Here is a 19,567-nt window from a genome sequence, read left to right as displayed (position 1 = left end):
GTTGAATGATGGAGCGAAAGGCACGCCTGCAACGCAATAAAGCAGCACTCATTCAGTAAAAAGCTGATCGTAAATACCTTATCTGTCTGCTGCTTCTGTTAAAAACTGATCTATTTCTTCTTTTGATTTGCGGCTCTTGCTTACAAAGCGGTGAACTTCTTTACCATTTTTAAAAACAAGAAAGCTCGGAATGCCGAAGATGTCATTTTCCTGGCATTCTTCAATGAATGAATCTCTGTCCACTTTGAAAAATTGAAAGTGATTGTGCTTCTCTTCCAGTTCCGGCAGTACAGGTTCAATCACGACGCAGTCCGGGCACCATCCTGCTGTAAAATACAGGACCGCCCCGTCTCCTTGTTTAATCTCCTGTAACTGTTCCTGTGTCTGAATTGCGATCATTTTCCTTACCTCCTAGGACTGGTTTATTTTCATATCTCCAAAAGCAATGCGCCCCTGCTTTCTCAGCCATTCCGATAATAAAAGACTGAGGACGGCAGGTCCAATAAAGTGCATAGTCAAAACGATAAACAGGACGCTTACTGTAAAGCCCATGGCTTCAAATGCCATAATCTGGCCGACAAAGCCGCTCGTTCCCATTCCCGCTCCGGCAGGCAGGTTTTCCATCTGAAAAACAACGGTGGAAACCGGTCCGAGTACAGCCGCTGCCGCAGTCGGAGGCAGAAGAATCCATGGATTTTTTACAACGTTTGCGATTTGCAGCATGGAGGTGCCGATACCTAGTGCAATCACACCGGACCATCTGTTTTCACGGAAGCTGCTGGCCGCAAAACCGACCATCTGTGCTGCACATCCGACTGCTGCTGCCCCTGCTGCCACTCCGGAAAGGCCGAGCATAATGGCAATAGCAGCACTTGAAATAGGCGCTGTAAGAGCCAGCCCCATCATCACTGCCACCAGGATCCCCATGATAAACGGCTGCTGTTCCGTTGCCCACATGATTAGAGAACCAAACTGTTCCAGGCCGGTCTGGATGCCCGGTCCGATAAATGTGGCTGCTGCCACTCCGATCACAATGGTCACAAAAGGAGTGACAATAATATCGACTTTTGTTTCCCGGGAAACGAGCTTTCCTGCCTCGACACTGAGGAGCGCTGCCACGAAAGCGCCTGCCGGTCCGCCCAGCTCTGCTCCTGCTGCCCCACTGATGACCGCTGCAAAGAGTACCAGCCGGGGAGCCTTAAGGCCATAGGCTACTGCAACACCAATCGCCGGCCCCATCAGGCTCATAGCCAGATCACCAACACCGGAAAGCCACCCGGCAAAACGACTGACACCACCGCCCGCCTCCAAAGCAAGGAGCTGATTGCCTGCGGTCTGAAGAATGAGGCCGATGATCAACGACGAAAACAGACCGAGAGCCATGTAACTGAGAGCATCAATGACGTACGTCTGAAAAGAAGGCTGAACCCCTTTTCTCTTAAAAAAAGATTTCATTTATGTACAGTCTCCCCCTGCATGGTGTGCTGAAGCATTTAGAAGATGTTTCCCTTTATTCTATCGAAGTGCTGTTTAGTTTGTACAGACTTTACCATTTCAAACAGCCTGTTTAAACCTGACCCGCCGGAAAAGCAGTGAACGAACGTCTCCTGAGTCCTATAAAAGTTAAGTGGTTTTCCGAAGCTCTTCTTTGGCAATAAACAGAGAGAAGGGTAAAATAAACGAGAAACAATACAGCCGATTCTAAGGAGTGAAAAAATGGAACTTACAGTTTATTTAGCCGGCCAGATTCATGATAACTGGCGTGATGAAGTGAAAAAGAAATCCCGGGAAAGAAGTCTGCCCCTGTCTTTTGTCGGTCCGATGGAAAATCATTCCCGTTCGGATGATATTGGTGAGGAGATTCTTGGCGAACAGCCCGGCAACATTGCCAAAGATGATGCTGCATCTGATTTTAACAACCTTCGAACGCAGGTTCTTCTAGGAAAATCAGACATTGTCATTGCCCTTTTCGGAGAAAAATACAAGCAGTGGAACAGTGCTATGGATGCGTCGGCAGCCATCGCCATGAATAAACCGCTCATCATTGTCCGTCCGAAGGATCTGCATCACCCTCTGAAAGAACTGTCCAACAAAGCCAACGTTACCGTTGAAAACGTTGATCAGGCGCTTCAGGCTATCAGTTATATTTTTGAAGAAGAATAATTTAAAAGAGTATACCTCTCATCCAGTAAAACAACACCCAGCAAATAGAATGGCTCTCATCAAAAACGGTGAGAGTCATTTTACTGGGCTTTTTCCTAAGCTCGATCCCGATAATATAAATTCAGTTACAGATTTCTCTTCCACTGACCGAACAGAAGCTTAACTACATGGGCAAACATGTCATCCCTGGTTACAGCGCCGCCTGTCAGAACACCGACTGTCCCCTCCCTGTAGCGGACGCCGCTTCGGCTGGCATATTGGTCAATCACATCCCCCAGTTCCTCACCCTTTTTTATAAGAACGCTCACCTCATCAGGCAGGGGAATTCTTGCTCCTCCGGCAGTGAAAAAGGCGCCGCTTTCAACAGCCAGAGCACCCCAGTTACACAAGTACATCACGCCGCCAAGCTCGGTGATCCCGCCTTCAAGGCCAATTCCAACAGGGGCACCGAACTGGTGAACAAGAGTGTGTGCCCGGTTAACTGCACCCTTCAGCGTTTCCTCCTCCGAACCTGGCTGGGCACTCACACCGGAAGAAACCGGTTTTGCAATTACATTATAGTGATCCTCCGGTCTAAACAGCTGTTTCACTGCAGCAACCTTTGCCGGATTCTCAGAAGCAATGTATATGTCCATTAAACGCTCCTTTCTACAGTGAAGGCTGTCCGGAAATATACCGGACAGCCTCGATGGTTATGCGTTTGATCGGATCGCTTCCACAGTCGTACGGTCGGTTTTCCGGGCAAGAGTGGTAATAAGTTCTTTTGCCGCTTCGTAATCATCTACGTGAATAATCGAAGCAGACGTGTGAATGTATCGAGAGCAGATTCCGATTACGGCAGATGGCACACCGCTTCCGGAAATATGCACTCGTCCTGCGTCCGTCCCGCCCTGTGAAATAAAGAACTGATAAGGGATGCTGCTGCTTTCAGCAGTATCCAGAATAAACTCCCTCATTCCCCGATGGGTGACCATGGTACGGTCGAAAATGCGGAGCAGTGCACCTTTTCCGAGCTGACCGAAAGCATCCTTCTCTCCGGAAGCATCATTTGCCGGGCTCGCATCCATTGCATAGAAGATATCCGGTTCGATCATGTTTGCTGCAACCTGAGCTCCCCTAAGACCTACTTCCTCCTGAACGGTGGCGCCGGAATAAAGGCGATTTGGCGTCGATTCACCTTTTAGTTCCTTTAAAAGATCGATTGCCAGGCCACAGCCATAGCGGTTGTCCCACGCTTTGGAAAGGAGCTTTTTCTCGTTTGCCATTCTCTCCATCGGGCAGACAGGAACAATCTGCTGTCCCGGCTTGATGCCGATCCGTTCTGCATCCGCCTTGTCGTCTGCACCAATATCAATGTACATATTCTTAATGTCCATAGGTTTGCTGCGCTTTGCTTCGTCAAGAAGGTGCGGCGGGATTGAACCGATCACGCCGGTTACCGGACCATTTTCCGTAATGATATGAAGGCGCTGTGCAAGCAGAACCTGACTCCACCAGCCCCCAAGAGTCTGGAAGCGGATTAAGCCTTTATCTGTAATCTGGGTTACCATAAACCCGACTTCGTCCATATGACCGGCAACCATGACCTTGGGTCCGTTTTCGTCCCCGTTTTTCACCCCAAACACACCGCCCAGGCCGTCCTGAATGACTTCGTCACTGTATTTGCCAAGTTCGGCTTTCATAAATTTACGAACCTGATGCTCATTGCCCGGTGCCCCCGGAAGCTGTGTGAGTGTTTCAAACATTTTATACGTTTCCTGATTCATTAAAAAATCTCCCTTCTATACTTCTCATTATGTATCTTCTACTATCTTAACGAAATGTTGTGAAGCTTGCCACTTTTTCCGATAACCGAAACAACTCTTGCCGCCTCAAGTGGACCATTCACCTTTTGCAAACCCCTATATCAAAAAATCAGCCGCTGCATTTGGCATTTATTTCTTCTTTCGATATACTAGGAGCAGAATAACTCCTACGACATTTACGATTAGGATGGTGAATTGAATGAGTTGGAAGCGTTTTATTGCCGGTGTTGCTGTTGGAGTAGCCGCAACATGGCTCGCAAAAGAGCAGTTGGAGAAAAACGACTGTAATCTTTCTCCTGAAAAAGCATTAAAAATTGTAAAACGGAAGATGAAGGACTTCGGTTCCATTGATGGGTCCTGGATTCACATGATGGCAGAGGATTTTCATAATGATAACCTCTCCTATTCTGTTTACCGCGGCGGGGTTTCCTGCACGATTGACGGTCAGCTTCATGCATTTGAATTTCTCGTGGATGCCACTACAGGAACAATATTAAAATTAAAAAAACAGGACGATTGACAGTAGCTCTCCTCACTGAGGAGAGCTTTATTTATTTTTATTTTAAAACCTTAGTGCCATTTACCTGAGTTTTTCCCAATTTTACAGTACCTAAGATTCATTTAAATATTCAGATAATTAAGTCATTCGATACAAGGAAAAAACTGCCTTTCCGCGAAATTCCTTAAGGCGTTTATTTTTGGGGAGGGAGGATCATCACGGGACTTACTGACTGCTTTGAATAAAAAATTGGGGGAATGAAGGGTGAAGGGGTATTCTTCAAGAGTGACATTGACGTTTCTTGCTTTGCTTCTCGTTATGACATCGTTTGTACCGGGGGCATCATCCAGCAATAACAATGAACTTGATGTAGCCGAACTTTTCGGCACGTATGAATTGTCTTCTGATGAAGAAGTTACTGTTATCGTTGAAATGAATGAACCATCTCTTGTTGAGGCGAAACAAACTGGTAAATCACAAACCAAGAGCAGCCTTGAGCGGGTCAGAAACAACGTGGTTTCCGAAGTACATAGCGCTGCGCCTAACAGCAGTGTTAACCGGGAATATGATTACGTTTTTTCAGGATTCTCTGTCACACTTCCACAGACTGAGATCACAGCACTTTTAAATGTAGACGGGGTTAAAGCTGTGTATCCCGATGTGGAATATCAGATTGATGCAATGGAGTTTCAGGAAGTCGATCCGGACTCTTTCTCCCCATCCATGATGGAAAGTGGTCCATTCATTGGTGCAGATCGTGCATGGAATGAGCTTGGGATTACGGGTAAAGGAGTAACTGTTGCAATCATCGATACAGGTACGGATTATACTCATCCGGATTTGGCACATGCTTTCGGTGATTACAAGGGTTGGGATTTTGTAGACAATAATGACGATCCACAGGAAACCCCTCCCGGGGACCCGCGTGGTGGTTCAACTACCCACGGGACTCACGTAGCTGGTACGGTTGCTGCAGATGGCACTGAAGTTAAAGGCGTTGCACCTGATGCCACTCTTCTTGCCTACCGGGTCCTTGGTCCAGGTGGTTCCGGTACCACAGAAAACGTTGTTGCTGGAATTGAGCGGGCCGTACAGGATGGTGCAGATGTGATGAACCTCTCACTTGGAAACAGCCTGAACAACCCTGACTGGGCGACTTCCATCGCTCTGGACTGGGCCATGGCCGAGGGCGTTGTAGCTGTTACATCAAATGGGAACTCCGGACCGAACAACTGGACAGTCGGATCTCCCGGAACCTCACGTGAAGCAATCTCAGTTGGGGCTACACGCCTTCCTTACAATGTCTTTAATGCTGAGATCTTCACATCTGAAGGTGTTGATTATCCAAGCGCTAAAGTTATGGGCTTCCCGAATGAAGATGATCTTCTTGCTCTCAGTGAAGGAGAATTCGAGTTTGCCTATGCCGGTCTTGGGTATCCCCAGGATTTTGAAGGTCAGGATTTCGAAGGAAAAATCGCGCTGATCAGCCGTGGTGATTTCGCTTTTGTTGATAAAGCCATCAATGCTAAGAATGCCGGAGCTGCAGGAACCATTATCTATAATAATGTTGCAGGTGAGCATCCAGACGTTCCCGGAATGGCGATTCCTTCAATCAAGACGACCCTGGCAGACGGCCAGAAACTGCTTGATGAACTGGAGAAGGGGAATAATACCGTTTCCTTCGATATCACATTAGTAGGAGAAGTCGGCGAAACAGTAGCAGACTTCTCCTCACGCGGCCCGGTTATGAATACATGGATGATCAAACCGGATGTGTCTGCTCCTGGTGTTAACATTTTAAGTACGATTCCAACACACAATCCTTCGAACCCGCACGGTTACGGTGCTTCCCAGGGAACAAGCATGGCAGCGCCACACGTTGCCGGTGCTGCAGCACTGCTTCTCGAGAAGAACCCGGATTGGAGTGTGGAAAAAGTAAAAGCTGCACTCATGAATACTGCTGAAGAGATGATAAACCCGGCAACAGGCAAACCGTACCCGCTTAATACCCAGGGTGCCGGAAGTATTCGAGTGGTGGATTCTCTAACAGTAGAAACACTCGCTTTTCCAGGCTCTCACTCATTTGGCTCCTTCCTTAAAGAAAATGGACGCCAGGTAGAGCGGCAGCACTTTGAGATTACCAATCTGTCTGATGAACGTAAACGTTATTCTATTGATGTGACATTCCATGATGAAAATGCCGCTAATGGCATTAATGTATCTACAAGCAGCAACCTGCAGATTCAGCCTGGAAAAACACAGAAGGTGAACATGAACGTTCAGGTTGATACAAGGAATCTGGAAAGAGGTTATTATGAAGCCTCAATTACATTAACTCACGGAAGTGAAGTCATTACTGTTCCAGCAATCCTTTTTGTAGGCGAACCTGATTACCCTCGTGTTACCGGCGCCTCCCTCAGTGGATCAGGCGGTAACTATACCGTCAGTTCAACTCTACCTGGAGGAGCCGACGTTCTCAGGTATGACATGTTTCACCTGACACCTGCAGGAGGTGTAGGCGGGCTTATCGGCAACATTCATGTGACAGAAAAGGTGCCTGCACCAGGCCACTCTTTTTCTTGGGACGGAACGGTCAATGGCAATCAACTTGCCAATAGACAGTACGTACTTGGGGTTTATGCCGAAAAAGGCGGATTACCTACACAGCGCTACTACCTCGTGACAAAAAGATAAAAAAAGGCTGCCTCCGGGCGGCCTTTTTTTCTTAAACTTCCATTTCCTTAATGCTCCTAATATCTATGCAGGACGGACACAGCAGGTTAATACGGTCGTTCAGGTAAACACATCCGAGCTTGATGCGGTCGGGGGAATCATTACGATTGAAGAAGATGGATCAGTGGAAATCGAATAAAAGCGATACACAAAAAAACCGCCTGTTCATTAACCAACAGGCGGTTTTTCCAAGTTATTCCGAGGCACGGTTTCTGAGCACCGCTTCTTCAATCTCATTTTCCGAGTCCCATTTAAGAGCGCGGTACTTGTAGTCGTGGTAAAACAGAAACCACGCTTCCTCTTTAATTGCCGGGGCAATATACTTCAATTTTGCATCAATGGAATTCATTGGGTAGTCATCATAGGCAAGAACCCAAAGTGGGTTGCGGTGGGCATGGGTGGGCATAAGATCTGCCATATGAATGGCTTTTTCACCCTGCCTGTCGATAAGCAGGATGCTGTGACCATCGCTATGGCCGCCCGTATGTACCAGATGAATTCCGTCAATCGGTTCGACTGCTTCGTTATACGTTTTTACCTGGCCCTCAACAGGCTGCCAGTTTTCCTTATAGTAGGTTGCCTTTGAGCGGATATTCGGCTCTTTCAGTTCCTCCCACTCTGTCTCGTTTACATAAATGACAGCATTGGGAAACGCAGAAACCAGGTCATCACCTTTCCACTTGGAAATACCACACGCGTGGTCGAAATGCATGTGCGTCATCAGCAGCATATCAATATCTTCTGGAGCCAACCCGAGTTCACTAAGGTTTTCCTTCAGCTTTGATTCATGTTCAATCCCGAAATTCCGCTTCTGCTTATCCGTAAATTTCCCGGTACCAATTCCTGTTTCCACAAGAAGATTTTTACCGTCAACCTGCAAAAGCATAGGGTCGGTTCTCAGTTCAATCTGATTATTTTCATTCGCAGGATACTTCTTTTCCCATAAAGGCCTGGGCACAACGCCAAACATGGCTCCTCCGTCCATGTGGGTCACCCCGCCGTTTAGCCACGTAATCAACACATCGCCTACTTCGAGTTGTTCTAGTGCCATCTTTTCATCCCCTGACTGTGAATGTTATTCGGAAAACCGCCATTGGCAGTTACTCGTCCTCACGTCCGTTCCAGACAGCTTCCACCCTGTAGATCGGCTGGCCCTCGCTTGAGAATTTCTCCTCATACTCCGTCATAACGTTACCTTCCAGTCCATCCTCATGAAGATCCAGGCTGATATTTTTCAGTGTTAAGCCGAATTCCGAAAAGCTTTGGAGCGAATATTGAAACAGAAGGCGGTTATCCGTTTTCATATGGATTTCGCCTCCGTCTTTGAGTATTTCTACATATTTCTGCAAAAACCCTTCATGAGTCAGCCTTCTTTTGGCATGACGGTTTTTTGGCCATGGATCTGTAAAATTAATAAACAGTCGATCCACTTCTTTTGGCCCGAAAAATGACGTGATTTCATTAACATCCTCTTTCAGCATGATGACATTCTTGAGTCCCCGTTCAATCATCCGTTCCAGTCCCGAAATGATAATGGTATCGAACTTTTCAATTCCAATCATGTTGATGCCGGGATTTTCGTCTGCCATTCCTGTGACGAACCTGCCTTTTCCACTGCCGACTTCCACGTACAGAGGATTACTGTTTCCGAAAAAATGATGCCATCTCCCTTTGTTCCCGGACGGCTGGGGAACAATATATTGAGGGTGGGCTGCAATCTCTTCTGCCGCCCACGGCTTATTGCGGTGGCGCATGTTCTTCACTCCGTTTCCTTTCTTTCAGTACATAAGCATACCACATTTCCAACCGGGTCTCACGCTGAAAAGTACAGGCTGGATGCTTATTCTGACATGAGAAGGGGTATAGAGAGAGGGATTACAAAGGAGGTTCATAATAACCAATGAGACATGATAAACCACTAAATCAGGCTCGAACGATCCTTGAAAACATGAAAAAGAAGGAAGGAACCGGGGAAGGAACATTTCTGGAGCTTCAGTCGTCCATAAAAATGCTAAAGAACGACCACCTGAATGATAATTTTGAAGGAACGATCGAGGAAATTGATGCCTTTATTGACGAACGCAAAAACAGTGCCTCAAACGAAGAGCATATTGTTTATCACAGCCAGAACATTTCCCGCTGGATCGAGGAGCTTACGATGCTGAATGACGAACAGAGCGGCGTCACGATTGACTACAAGCAGCGCGGTGGAAGAGAAATCTAAACGCGTATAGTTTCATTCGTTCGACACATCCTAATTTGTAGTAAAGGCGAGGAAAGGATGTGCTAACGAATGCCGATGACCTACCATCATCAGCTTCAGCTGCTCGTGGATATATTAAAAAACCAGGATACCGAACACTTCGGCTCCCGTGATGAATACGCCCAGGTCGAACGACTGGCTGTCTCACTGCTTAACAATCAGGAGGTACAGGAAGATCTCAGGGAACTTCTTACCGCCATCCAGCAATACAGCCACAATCATCAGACTGAAGGAATTATGGAGGTGCTCGAAAACGAAAGCCTTGATCAGTGGGTTCAGGGAATTGAAAAATCAGAACACAGCTTTCTTTATCCGGACCGGTTGATCTGACCACCTGAATAACAAAATCTCCTTTCGTAAAGAGTGTTACTATTGACTACTATTAAATTTGAGCGAAAGGCCGCGACTCAAACGGGGAAAGCAACAACGAGCAACTGCATCACGAATAGGCTGCGAGTTGCTTCGACGCATGTACCCCGGAGCTGGACTGGAAGAGGAAGAAGCAGAAAAGCTCCTTAGGAGGCTGAGGCGTTGCCCGCGGAAAGCGTCGGCCTGTAGCTTAGAAAACAACAATCTATCCGAAAACAGCCATAACAAAAACCTTGCCTTCCTGAATCGGGAGACAAGGTTTTATTAATTCATTTTTACATTTACTTTCTGCAGCACTTCCTTAAGAAGAGCATGCCACTTCGTATATTCCGCTATCTGTTCGCGACTGCCGTGCCAGACGACACTTTCAATACTCTGGGCGAGCATATACCAGCTCATCCGTTTGATCAGGTCAGGCGTAAGCGTAACACCGTAGGCATCTAGCCAGGTTTTCCATTCATCTTCAGGAATATAAAGATACAGGAGAGCCGACAAATCAAGAGCAGGGTCCGCTACATTGGCTCCGTCCCAGTCAATCAGATAGAGGGAATCCTCTTCACTAACGATCCAGTTATTATGGTTAACGTCAGAATGACAGACAACGTACTGTTCCGTTCTTACGTCATCCAGATTTTCACCGAGCCAGTTCATGGCTTCTGTCACCGCCGGATCTTCGTGCTGCATCTCACCAGCCTGCTCATTTAAACCTGCAAGGAGCCGCTCCGGGGTAAGAGGCTTATTACCAAGCCTGCGAAACATTTCCAAAAGTTCTTTTGAGCGGTGAATTTTACCAAGCAGTCTGGCAATTCGGTCGTCATTCATATCAAAAGACTTGAGTTCACGGCCGTTTACCCAGCGCTGAGCAGTAATTACATCACCACTTTCAAGCCGCTTTGTCCAGAGCAGCTTCGGAACAATGCCTTCCGCTGACAGGACCGCCAGAAAAGGTGAAGAATTACGCTTTATAAAAATTTTCTGTTCGCCCTGTTCCGCTATATACGCTTCCCCGGTCGCTCCACCGGCAGGACGCAAATGCCACCCTTCACCTATCAAGTGTTTCAATCGATTCACCCTCAATTTCCTCGTGTCCAAAATCAGAGAAGTATTTATCATATCATGATTCGTAATAGATAAGAAGACACAAAAAGTCTTATATCATTGTAAATAAAGTTTGGCATTTCATCAAGAGTCTGTTGCAAAAGTCCGTAAATGAATGAAATCGCCCTAAACTTTTCGAGGCTTCAAAGCCTCTCTATTGTTTTATTGTACCCTGTCTTTTTTAAGAACGATCAATTCATAAGGTTCAATCTCACCCTGGTCCCCGATCACAAACGAGGCAGACGTGAGGACAGGCAGGCGGTTGCTGATCAGTTTATCCCATTTACCTGGTGAAGGCAGATAAAGCGGGTAACGTCTTTTAGTAGGATTTACGAATACGGAAATTTCAACATCGGCCCCAAGAAGAAGCCAGCCGAAAACCGGTGCTGGACACTGAAGGATATGGAGACGCCTTTTAATTTCCTCCTGACGTGTCATCCTGAAAACCGGATAATGCTTCCTCAGATCGATAAGTGATTTCACATATAAGATATTATCTCTTTGTTCTGTGCGTCTGGTCCAGTCAAGCTTATTAATCCGGTCATTTGAAATATAACTATTTTCGTCACCCTGTTTTGTTCTGAACCACTCCTGTCCTGCATGAAGGAACGGAATACCCTGACTGAGGAGCGTCAGCCCTGTTGCAAGCTGATGAATTTTTTTCTTTTCCTCATCTGTTTCCGATTCATTCGTAAGGAAAAGACGGTCCCAGAGCGTGTGATTATCATGACATTCCACATAATTTACCGACTGTGCTGCCGAACTTACTATTCGTCCTGGCATATCATCCCGGCAGGAACCGGAGACAAGCTGGGGCAGTCGTTCAATAAAATGACCATGACCGTTTACAAAGCCTGCATCATGTTTTAAAAAAAGGCTCCCTTTCATCGTATCCCTGAAATAATCATTAAAGAATGCAATACCATTAAGTTCCCCGGCCTGCTCCATTGTTGCTTTCCTGTCATGGGCCAGTGGGGTATCCAAATGCCATCCTTCACCGAGAAGAATGACCGTTTTATCTTCTTTATCACAAAGAGCTCTGATCTGCTTCATCGTTTCGACGTCCATCGCACCCATCAGATCAAAGCGGAACCCGTCTGCACGGTACTGCTGCAGCCACCATGAGATGGAATCAAGAATAAATTTTCTCACCATTACACGCTCGGTTGCAAGATCATTTCCTACACCGGTCCCGTTTCCCGGTGTTCCGTCACCGTGGTATCTGAAATAATAGCCGGGAACGAGTTGGTGGAACGGTGATTCCTCTTTAATGAACACATGGTTATAAACCACATCCAAAATAACATTTAATCCATTTTCATGAAAACTTCCAATCATTTCACGAAGTTCACGGATCCGGGACAGGGGATCTTCAGGTTCCGTTGCATAACTTCCTTCCGGGACCTGAAAAAAGAGAGGGTCGTAACCCCAGTTGTACTGTTTATCAGGATTAAGATCATCGACACGTCCAAAGTCATTTACCGGAAGCAGCTGGACATGTGTAATGCCGAGTTCTTTAAAATAAGACAGACCAGTTAATTCATTCTGGCCGGTAACGGTTCCTGTTTCAGTCAAGCCTTTAAACTTTCCTTTATTAACAACGCCGCTTTTTTCATCGATCGTGGCGTCTCTAACGTGCAATTCGTAAATGATTGCATCCTCCGGCTTGTCAAACTCCGGCTGACGATGTGTAAAAAAACCTTCAGGCTCTGCTCTTGCCATATCAATTACGACACTTTTTTTACTATTCACAGACAGTGCTTTAGCATATGGATCGTTTACTTTGATAAGTTTTCCGTTTATGGCAGCCTCGTACTGATAGGCGGTTAGATGAAGATCCTCCTCAACGAATACACTCCAAACCCCTTTTTTACTTTTTTTCATTTCGTAATACGTATTATTTAAATATAATTTCACCTTGGAAGCAGTTGGAACCCACACTTTAAAAAACGTGCCATCCTTACCCCATTCGGCTCCATACGTTTCCTGTGTATCTGTAAAATGTTTTTCAAACCAGGCCGTACGCACTACCGATCCTGCATATACAGGAAACTGCTGGTCTCCCCAGTGGAGCACAGCTTCTCCCCCGATAGGCAGAGAACTTTTGAAGATAATCGAGGCTGTGTGGTCGAGATGTGTCTCTTCCACCTTCCCCTCCAGTTCTTCACCTCCACTTTTGACAACAGGAATGCAGCCGGTCAGGGCGTGTATTTGGTCAGCATTTACGGTTAATCTTTTTACATCATCGATCCAGGCTACAGACTTTTCCAATTCCATTCCTCTTTTCACCGTGGTTTCTATAATTCTATGCCTTTGATTAACAATTAAGTGACAGCATAGGAAGGTCTTTCGGCTCACTTTGAGCAGCCTTTTGCAGAGTACTCTGATAATAACATAGCCTTAACCGGGATACTTCAAACCAATGGAAGCGTTTACACTTTTCGATGTATATATACTCAATATTATGGGGTGATAATTTATTCGACATCTTTCCCTTAAAATAGAGGTTTTCCTCACTGAATCTTTAAAAAATTTTAATTTTATTTAGGGAAAAACTCTGGTAAATTAGGATAATAGGTTTGTAATTAAGATTTCCCTGCCAGTCTTTCCCGATCGGGCAATCCGTATGAACAAAGAGTCACACTATTTACTAATTATGAATGATTATTCACCACAAGGTATATATAGGAAGGGGAATTCCGATGGCGTATCACATCTCAGAAGAAGATCTTTATCTTTTTCACCAGGGAACCCATTACCGGAGCTATCAATTTATGGGCTGTCATCATATCACTTTTGATGGGCAGGCAGGATTCCGGTTTGTTGTCTGGGCACCACACGCACAAAGCATTGGCGTTGCCGGGGACTTTAACGGATGGGACAGTTCCGCCCATCAGCTGGAGCGGCTCACAGACGCAGGTCTATGGACTGGATTCTTTACAGATGTCCCCCCTGATTCACCATATAAATATCAAATCCACACAGCGCATGGGGAACAGATTCTGAAAAGTGACCCGTACGCTTTTTATTCTGAGGTCCGGCCTGCCACCGCTTCTCTTACCCAGGAGCAGCGCCCGTTCAACTGGAGTGACGGGGACTGGCAGAAACAGACCGGGTCACAAAATCCCCACGAGTCACCGCTCAATGTGTATGAAGTACACGCCGGCTCATGGAAAACCCGTGAGGACGGCACACTTTATACCTACAGGGAGCTGGCTGACGAACTGATTCCCTATGTGAAAGCATTAGGTTTTACCCATATTGAACTGCTCCCTCTTGCTGAGCATCCCTTTGATCTGTCATGGGGTTATCAGATTACCGGCTACTTTTCCGTAACAAGCCGGTACGGTTCCCGGGAAGACTTTAAATATTTCGTGGATCAGTGTCACCGAAATGATCTCGGTGTCATTATGGACTGGGTCCCAGGACATTTCTGTAAGGATGAACATGGACTCAGGCAATTTGATGGTGAACCATTATTTGAATACAGTGATTCGAAAAAAGCTGATAAATCAACCTGGGGGACGCTTACATTCGATTTCGGTCGTCCAGAGGTTCAGAGTTTCCTGATCTCAAACGTCCTCTACTGGATGGAAGAATACCATATTGACGGGATCCGGGCTGACGCTGTGGCCAGTATGCTGTATTTAAACTTCGACCGGTCCGACGGAGAGGAAAAAATCTACAATACGTACAACGGTGAAGAAAACCTTGAAGCCGTTGCATTTATCAAAAAGCTGAATGAAGTCGTATTCCGTTATCATCCCAACTGTCTCATGATGGCAGAGGACAGTTCCGACCTTCCGCTTGTAACGGCACCAACCTACCAGGGCGGCCTCGGGTTCAACTTTAAGTGGAATATGGGCTGGATGAACGACACACTTGATTACATGGAATACGATCCTGTCTATCGAAAATGGCACCATAACCTGCTTACTTTTTCATTTATGTACACTCATACCGAAAATTTCGTTCTCCCCCTGTCCCATGACGAGGTGGTGCACGGGAAAAAGAGCCTTCTGGATAAGATGCCGGGAGATCAGTGGCAGCAGTTTGCCGGGCTCCGTCTTTTATACGGATATATGATGACCCATCCCGGGAAGAAGCTTCTCTTTATGGGCGGTGAGTTCGGTCAATATGCAGAGTGGAAAGACCAGGAACAGCTCGACTGGCACCTGTTTGAGTACCCGCTGCACAGGACGATGCACACGTATCTTTCAAAGCTCAATCACTTTTATCTCGAAAATCCGGCCCTGTTTGATCAGGACCATAATCCGAATGGATTTGAATGGATCGACCCTCATAATATCGATCAGAGCATCGTTGCATTTATGAGGCGTTCAAAAACTCCGGGCGAGGAACTGATCGTTGTGTGTAACTTCACCCCTGGTGTCAGCTACGACTATAAAGTCGGGGTACCTGAACCGGGCAAATATATTGAAGTATTTAACTCAGATGACGAAATGTTCAGCGGATCAAATCAGGTTAATACAGCAGAACATTTTACCCAGCCCGAAAAATGGCATGGCCACCAGCAGTCCATCAAAATCAAAGTGCCTCCACTGGCGGTCACCATTTTCAGAAAAATAGATGAAGGAAAATCCAATAAGGAGGAATCAGAATGAACAGAAAAAAAGAGTGTGTAGGCATGCTGCTGGCAGGCGGCGAAGGAAAAAGGCTCGGACTTCTTACAAAGGATCTGGCAAAGCCTGCAGTACCATTCGGAGGAAAGTACCGCATCATTGATTTCACATTAAGCAACTGTGCCAACTCCGACATTCACACAGTAGGGGTAATGACACAGTATTCCCCACTCCTTCTTAACAAGCATATCGGCATCGGGAAGCCATGGGACATGGACCGTCAGCATGACGGTATCTCCGTACTTTCACCCTACACTCAGAAAAAAGGGGGAAGCTGGTATTCGGGCACAGCAGATGCCATTTATCAGAACATTCACTTTATCGACCGCTACGATCCGGAATATATCCTTGTTATTTCAGGAGATCACATCTATCAAATGAATTATAAGAAGCTTCTGAAACATCACAAGGAACAGAACGCCGATGCCACAATCAGCGTGATTGAAGTACCTTGGGATGAGGCTTCAAGGTTCGGTATTCTGAACACAACAGACGATCTGAGAATTTACGAGTTTGATGAAAAGCCGGCCAATCCGAAAAACAACCTGGCCTCCATGGGGATTTACATTTTCAGCTGGAAGGTTCTGCGTAACTACCTTCTTGAGGATGCGAAGAATATGAATTCCAGCCACGATTTTGGCAAGGACATTATCCCTGCCATGGTTGAAGATGACCGCCGTCTGTACGCTTACCGTTTCCAAGGCTACTGGAAGGATGTCGGTACCGTTCAAAGCTACTGGGAAGCCAATATGGACCTTCTGGATATGGATGAACCTGTATCTCTTAACAACAAGGCGTGGCGGACCTATTCTCACGATTCCAACTATCCGCCCCAATATATCAACGGGAATACCCAGATAACCAATTCTCTGATTAACTCAGGGTGCTGGATCCGCGGTACAGTGGACCGCTCCATTCTCTTTGAAAATGTGGAAGTGGAAAAAAAGTCCACGGTTCGTGAATCCATCATTCACCCTCGTGTAAAGATCGGTGCCAACTCCGTTATCGAACGGGCAATCATTAAGGAAGACACGGTTATTCCACCGGGATCCTACATCTCCACTCCAGAAGGGGAGGAACCGTTTGTCATTGACAACGAAAATGTGGAGCTTGCTGCACTGAAATAGAACAGAGGAAAAAGCATTCTTACAAATGAGAACCTAAAGGAGGATCCTTACAATATGGAAACAATGATGGGCCTTATCAACCTTGAACACGAACACGACTACCTGAGCGAACTCACCTATTTCCGGTGCGGTGCAGCCGTCCCCTTCGCGGGCCGCTACCGTCTGATAGACTTTACATTATCCAACATGGTCCGCTCCAACGTTCAGGACGTTGCCATTTTTACCCGGAACAAATATCGTTCCCTGATGGACCACCTCGGAACTGGTGCTGACTGGGAACTTGACCGAAGAAACGGCGGTCTCTTCATCCTTCCTCCGGACTGGAACGATCCAACAGACATCTCACGTGGAGACCTGAGCCATTTTCACAATAACCGGGACTATTTCAACAGGGGACGATCCAACTATGTCATTGTGAGCGGCAGCCAGTTTTTATCTAACGCCGATTACCAGGAAGCCTTTGACTATCACCTGGAGCGCAAGGCGGATGTTACTCTTGTCACTACACGGGTTCAGGAGCTTGAGAAAGAACATGAACAGTGCCTCCGGGTTGAGCAGGACGACCGCGGTTGGGTTAAGGATATGACCAATGAACACACTAACCCCCACGTCTTTACCGGGGTGTATATCATCAGCAAAGAGCTGCTGATGAAGATTGTTGACGAATGTATTGCCCGGCACAAGGGTCATCTGTTCCTGGACGGCATTAAAGACAACCTTCAGGACCTGAACGTTCAGACGTACGAACATGTGGGCTACACCGCTTTTATTAATTCCGTCGAGAGCTTTTTCAGAAACAATATGAACCTGCTCGATCCCGACAACTATAAAGAGCTTTTCTACAAAAACGCTTTTATTAAAACAAAGATCAGTAACGAGCCTCCCACGAAGTACCTGGACCTTTCTGAAGTAAAGGATTCCCTTCTCGCCAACGGCTGTGAAGTAAACGGAGAAGTTGAGAACAGCATCCTGTTCCGTGGTGTTAAAGTGAAACCGGGAGCGAGAGTCGTAAACTCTGTGATTATGCAGCGGTGCACGATTGAAGAAGGCGTCCACCTGGAAAACGTGATCCTTGATAAAGATGTCACGGTAACCGAAGGACAGACCTTCATCGGATCAGCGTCAAAGCCATATGTTGTGGCCAAACGTAAAGTAATGTAATTGGTTAAGCGTAAGGCGGCGACTCCAGCGACGAGCATTTGCTTCACGAATAAGCTGCGAGTTGCTTCGACGCAGACCGCTTCGAAGGATATGCTTGCAGAGGAAGAAGCAGGAATTTACCCGAGTAGGCTGAGATGATGCCCGCGGAAAGCGCCCGCCTGAAGCGACCACCCACTTGTTAATTATTCATGAAAAGCTGAACGAAACCACCCCGGCAGCCAAACCTGCTGCCGGGTGACTTAAAAGGAGACTGGTGATGAAAAACGTATTATTTGCTGCATCCGAATGTACACCATTCATTAAAACCGGAGGGCTTGCTGATGTCATCGGCTCCCTTCCCCAGGAGTTAAATAAATCCAGAAAAGCACATGTGAAAGTCATTCTGCCTTTGTACGATGAAATGCCGTCACACTGGCAGGCACAGATGGAACTTACGGCAACTATCAACGTTCCAGTTGGATGGCGTAACCAGGAAGCTTCCCTTTATACGCTTGAGCATAATGGTGTCGAATACTTTTTTGTATCCAATGACTATTACTTTACCCGCAAAGGGGTTTACGGATATTACGACGATGGCGAGCGCTTCGTCTTCTTCAGCCGCGCCGTGATCGAAGCTCTGCCGTATCTTGGATTCACACCGGATATCATTCATGCCCACGATTGGCAGACTGGTCTGGTTCCTGCTTTCGCAAAAATTATCCAGCCTTTAGAAGACCTTAGGACAGTCTTTACGATTCACAATATCAAGTACCAGGGTATGATGCCTCATCAGATGTTCGACGAACTCTTTAACCTTTCGATTGAACACTTTGGCGGTCTGGAGTGGAACGGTATGCTTAACTGCATGAAGAGCGGCATTTTCCATGCAGACAAAATCACCACCGTAAGCCCAAGCTACGCCGAGGAAATCAAGGATCCTTTTTACGGGGAAGGTCTTCATGATCTTCTTAACGAGAGGGCCACTGATCTATCGGGAATCATCAACGGGATTGATACAAATGACTATCATCCGCTTAAAGATCCCTATATTTTCTCAAACTACCGCCATTCGCGGGGTAAAAAGAAAGAAAACAAAGAGTATTTGCAGGAACAGCTCCACCTTCCAGTGGACGGGGAAAAGCCGTTTTATACGATCATTTCCCGCCTCGTAGAGCAGAAGGGTTTTCATCTTGTTCAGCGAATCCTTGATGAATTTTTACAGGAGGATGTGCAGGTTGCGGTCCTTGGTACTGGTGACGGGGAATTTGAAGAGTACTTTTATCACGCCCAGGAGCGTCACCCGGAAAAGCTGGCTGTGAGGCTGACTTTTGATGAAAAGCTGGCCCGGCAGATGTACGCTGCATCAGATTTTTTCATCATGCCTTCCCAGTTTGAACCTTGTGGCCTTTCCCAGCTGATTGCCCTTCAGTATAAAGCGGTACCGATTGTAAGAGAAACAGGCGGGCTCAGAGATACAGTTGAGCCGTTTAACGAAATTACCGGGGAAGGAAACGGTTTCCGGTTCGCGAATTACAACGCACATGAACTTCTGGACGCACTCCAAAATTCCCTGGCCATTTATCATAACCCGATCCAGTGGATTCAACTGCTAAAGAACGTAAATAAAAGCCAGTACAGCTGGAAAGACTCGGGTGCTGCCTATACTGAGCTTTATGAAGCATTCGAAAACGCCAACATCTATTCCTAGGGAGTGAATCATCTTGGCT

Annotated in this window: 17 protein-coding genes; 9 read left to right on the top strand and 8 right to left on the bottom strand. The window is 46.6% G+C overall.

What is annotated here, in order from left to right; genetic code table 11:
- Positions 1 to 78: 78 nt before the first annotated feature.
- Positions 79 to 399, bottom strand: a complete 321-nt coding sequence (locus tag CR205_RS00745; protein ID WP_110515964.1) for a thioredoxin family protein — start codon at positions 397 to 399, stop codon at positions 79 to 81.
- Between the two features lie 12 nt (positions 400 to 411).
- Positions 412 to 1,455: a PTS transporter subunit IIC gene (locus CR205_RS00740; protein WP_110515962.1), complete on the bottom strand. Its 1,044-nt coding sequence runs from the start codon at positions 1,453 to 1,455 to the stop codon at positions 412 to 414.
- 261 nt (positions 1,456 to 1,716) lie between these two features.
- Here CR205_RS00740 and CR205_RS00735 point away from each other — a divergent pair, with 261 nt between their 5' ends.
- Positions 1,717 to 2,163: a YtoQ family protein gene (locus CR205_RS00735; protein WP_110515960.1), complete on the top strand. Its 447-nt coding sequence runs from the start codon at positions 1,717 to 1,719 to the stop codon at positions 2,161 to 2,163.
- A 125-nt stretch (positions 2,164 to 2,288) separates the two neighbouring features.
- On the opposite strand, the gene CR205_RS00730 is transcribed toward CR205_RS00735, so the two are convergent.
- Positions 2,289 to 2,798 (bottom strand): DUF84 family protein, encoded by a 510-nt coding sequence (locus CR205_RS00730; RefSeq protein ID WP_110515958.1) that lies wholly within the window; start codon positions 2,796 to 2,798, stop codon positions 2,289 to 2,291.
- A 57-nt stretch (positions 2,799 to 2,855) separates the two neighbouring features.
- Complete coding sequence (locus CR205_RS00725; RefSeq protein ID WP_110515956.1) at positions 2,856 to 3,929, bottom strand: M42 family metallopeptidase; 1,074 nt, start codon at positions 3,927 to 3,929, stop codon at positions 2,856 to 2,858.
- Between the two features lie 238 nt (positions 3,930 to 4,167).
- Here CR205_RS00725 and CR205_RS00720 point away from each other — a divergent pair, with 238 nt between their 5' ends.
- Together CR205_RS00720 and CR205_RS00715 are read left to right on the top strand one after the other, a co-directional pair.
- Positions 4,168 to 4,488 (top strand): PepSY domain-containing protein, encoded by a 321-nt coding sequence (locus tag CR205_RS00720; RefSeq protein WP_110515954.1) that lies wholly within the window; start codon positions 4,168 to 4,170, stop codon positions 4,486 to 4,488.
- A 243-nt stretch (positions 4,489 to 4,731) separates the two neighbouring features.
- Entirely contained in the window at positions 4,732 to 7,161 is a 2,430-nt protein-coding gene (locus tag CR205_RS00715) for a S8 family serine peptidase (protein ID WP_407923539.1), read from the top strand.
- 232 nt (positions 7,162 to 7,393) lie between these two features.
- On the opposite strand, the gene CR205_RS00710 is transcribed toward CR205_RS00715, so the two are convergent.
- Both CR205_RS00710 and trmB read right to left on the bottom strand, forming a co-directional pair.
- A complete protein-coding gene (locus tag CR205_RS00710; RefSeq protein ID WP_110515952.1) occupies positions 7,394 to 8,251 on the bottom strand; it encodes a YtnP family quorum-quenching lactonase in 858 nt (285 codons plus the stop codon).
- 49 nt (positions 8,252 to 8,300) lie between these two features.
- Positions 8,301 to 8,954 (bottom strand): tRNA (guanosine(46)-N7)-methyltransferase TrmB, encoded by a 654-nt coding sequence (gene trmB / locus CR205_RS00705; RefSeq protein ID WP_110515950.1) that lies wholly within the window; start codon positions 8,952 to 8,954, stop codon positions 8,301 to 8,303.
- Between the two features lie 146 nt (positions 8,955 to 9,100).
- Between trmB and CR205_RS00700 the strand changes: the two genes are divergently transcribed.
- A complete protein-coding gene (locus CR205_RS00700; protein WP_110515948.1) occupies positions 9,101 to 9,424 on the top strand; it encodes a hypothetical protein in 324 nt (107 codons plus the stop codon).
- Between the two features lie 69 nt (positions 9,425 to 9,493).
- Positions 9,494 to 9,793, top strand: a complete 300-nt coding sequence (locus CR205_RS00695; RefSeq protein ID WP_110515946.1) for a YtzH-like family protein — start codon at positions 9,494 to 9,496, stop codon at positions 9,791 to 9,793.
- Between the two features lie 303 nt (positions 9,794 to 10,096).
- Here CR205_RS00695 and CR205_RS00690 read toward each other — a convergent pair whose 3' ends face one another.
- Together CR205_RS00690 and pulA are read right to left on the bottom strand one after the other, a co-directional pair.
- Positions 10,097 to 10,903, bottom strand: a complete 807-nt coding sequence (locus CR205_RS00690; RefSeq protein ID WP_328587702.1) for a phosphotransferase family protein — start codon at positions 10,901 to 10,903, stop codon at positions 10,097 to 10,099.
- A 189-nt stretch (positions 10,904 to 11,092) separates the two neighbouring features.
- The gene (gene pulA, locus CR205_RS00685) at positions 11,093 to 13,201 is read right to left on the bottom strand and encodes a type I pullulanase (RefSeq protein ID WP_110515942.1); all 2,109 of its coding nucleotides are present in this window, start codon (positions 13,199 to 13,201) and stop codon (positions 11,093 to 11,095) included.
- 431 nt (positions 13,202 to 13,632) lie between these two features.
- Between pulA and glgB the strand changes: the two genes are divergently transcribed.
- From glgB to glgA, 4 genes are all read left to right on the top strand, one after another.
- A complete protein-coding gene (gene glgB / locus CR205_RS00680; RefSeq protein WP_110515940.1) occupies positions 13,633 to 15,555 on the top strand; it encodes a 1,4-alpha-glucan branching protein GlgB in 1,923 nt (640 codons plus the stop codon).
- The gene (locus tag CR205_RS00675) at positions 15,552 to 16,700 is read left to right on the top strand and encodes a glucose-1-phosphate adenylyltransferase (protein WP_110515938.1); all 1,149 of its coding nucleotides are present in this window, start codon (positions 15,552 to 15,554) and stop codon (positions 16,698 to 16,700) included. Before glgB ends, CR205_RS00675 begins: the two co-directional genes overlap by 4 nt.
- A gap of 54 nt (positions 16,701 to 16,754) precedes the next feature.
- Positions 16,755 to 17,861 (top strand): glucose-1-phosphate adenylyltransferase subunit GlgD, encoded by a 1,107-nt coding sequence (gene glgD / locus CR205_RS00670; RefSeq protein WP_110515936.1) that lies wholly within the window; start codon positions 16,755 to 16,757, stop codon positions 17,859 to 17,861.
- Positions 17,862 to 18,117: 256 nt separating this feature from the next.
- The gene (gene glgA / locus CR205_RS00665) at positions 18,118 to 19,548 is read left to right on the top strand and encodes a glycogen synthase GlgA (protein ID WP_110515934.1); all 1,431 of its coding nucleotides are present in this window, start codon (positions 18,118 to 18,120) and stop codon (positions 19,546 to 19,548) included.
- Positions 19,549 to 19,567 lie beyond the last annotated feature (19 nt).

Origin of the sequence: Alteribacter lacisalsi (assembly GCF_003226345.1) — a bacterium.
GTDB lineage: Bacteria > Bacillota > Bacilli > Bacillales > Salisediminibacteriaceae > Alteribacter > Alteribacter lacisalsi.
This window is presented reverse-complemented; position numbering and strand designations above follow the sequence as displayed.

Excerpts from the sequence above, each read along its gene's own strand:
- trmB (WP_110515950.1), bottom strand. The coding sequence starts at position 8,954 with ATGCGCCACCGCAATAAGCCGTGGGCGGCAGAAGAGATTGCAGCCCAC.
- CR205_RS00740 (WP_110515962.1), bottom strand. The coding sequence starts at position 1,455 with ATGAAATCTTTTTTTAAGAGAAAAGGGGTTCAGCCTTCTTTTCAGACG.
- CR205_RS00725 (WP_110515956.1), bottom strand. The coding sequence starts at position 3,929 with ATGAATCAGGAAACGTATAAAATGTTTGAAACACTCACACAGCTTCCG.
- glgA (WP_110515934.1), top strand. The coding sequence starts at position 18,118 with ATGAAAAACGTATTATTTGCTGCATCCGAATGTACACCATTCATTAAA.
- glgB (WP_110515940.1), top strand. The coding sequence starts at position 13,633 with ATGGCGTATCACATCTCAGAAGAAGATCTTTATCTTTTTCACCAGGGA.
- CR205_RS00730 (WP_110515958.1), bottom strand. The coding sequence starts at position 2,798 with ATGGACATATACATTGCTTCTGAGAATCCGGCAAAGGTTGCTGCAGTG.
- CR205_RS00695 (WP_110515946.1), top strand. The coding sequence starts at position 9,494 with ATGCCGATGACCTACCATCATCAGCTTCAGCTGCTCGTGGATATATTA.
- glgD (WP_110515936.1), top strand. The coding sequence starts at position 16,755 with ATGGAAACAATGATGGGCCTTATCAACCTTGAACACGAACACGACTAC.
- CR205_RS00735 (WP_110515960.1), top strand. The coding sequence starts at position 1,717 with ATGGAACTTACAGTTTATTTAGCCGGCCAGATTCATGATAACTGGCGT.
- CR205_RS00675 (WP_110515938.1), top strand. The coding sequence starts at position 15,552 with ATGAACAGAAAAAAAGAGTGTGTAGGCATGCTGCTGGCAGGCGGCGAA.
- CR205_RS00745 (WP_110515964.1), bottom strand. The coding sequence starts at position 399 with ATGATCGCAATTCAGACACAGGAACAGTTACAGGAGATTAAACAAGGA.
- CR205_RS00710 (WP_110515952.1), bottom strand. The coding sequence starts at position 8,251 with ATGGCACTAGAACAACTCGAAGTAGGCGATGTGTTGATTACGTGGCTA.
- CR205_RS00700 (WP_110515948.1), top strand. The coding sequence starts at position 9,101 with ATGAGACATGATAAACCACTAAATCAGGCTCGAACGATCCTTGAAAAC.
- CR205_RS00720 (WP_110515954.1), top strand. The coding sequence starts at position 4,168 with ATGAGTTGGAAGCGTTTTATTGCCGGTGTTGCTGTTGGAGTAGCCGCA.